Genomic DNA, 476 nt, shown 5'->3' with positions numbered 1-476 from the left:
GACCGGCACCCTCGCGCGGATCAAACTCCTCCTGATACAGATCGACCGTCTTCACCTGATGCCCTTGCGCCAGATAAGCCTGCCGCGCCTGTTCGGCCAAATGGGCATTGAAAGAATGCGGCTCGGGGTGAGCCAGCACAATCAGCACGTTCATCCTGTGTCTCCCGTTGTAAGGTGGTGCTGCTATGCTGTGGCTTTATCGCCCCCTTGGCAATTACGCACCTGAAGGTAACCCCCCATGGCCTATCCCGGCGACGTCTATTCGAGTAAATGCTCCGCGCGCGATGCGCTGGCGCTGATTTCCGGCAAGTGGGTGATGCTGATCCTGCCCGTGCTGGCACAGCGGCCGATGCGCAACGGCGAGCTGCTGCGCCGCATCGACGGCATTTCGCAGAAGGTGCTGACGCAAACGCTGCGCCAGTTGGAACGCAACGGGCTGCTCGAACGGCTGGATTTAAGTGAAAAGAATCAGGCAC

At 59.9% G+C, this 476-nt stretch carries 2 protein-coding genes; one reads left to right on the top strand and one right to left on the bottom strand.

Annotated elements, in window-relative coordinates; genetic code table 11:
• On the bottom strand, positions 1-154 hold a 154-nt coding region (locus KHA85_RS20140), incomplete at its 3' end, for an NAD(P)H-dependent oxidoreductase (RefSeq protein ID WP_213186654.1).
• Between the two features lie 84 nt (positions 155-238).
• On the opposite strand from KHA85_RS20140, the gene KHA85_RS20135 reads away from it, so the two are divergent.
• Positions 239-476 (top strand): winged helix-turn-helix transcriptional regulator (locus KHA85_RS20135; protein WP_213186653.1); only part of this gene is annotated, 238 nt, incomplete at its 3' end.

The sequence above is a fragment of the Dietzia massiliensis genome (assembly GCF_018390595.1).
Classification (GTDB): domain Bacteria; phylum Actinomycetota; class Actinomycetes; order Mycobacteriales; family Mycobacteriaceae; genus Dietzia; species Dietzia massiliensis.
Note: the sequence above shows the minus strand (reverse complement) of the source record. Positions and strands in the feature narration are given on the sequence as shown.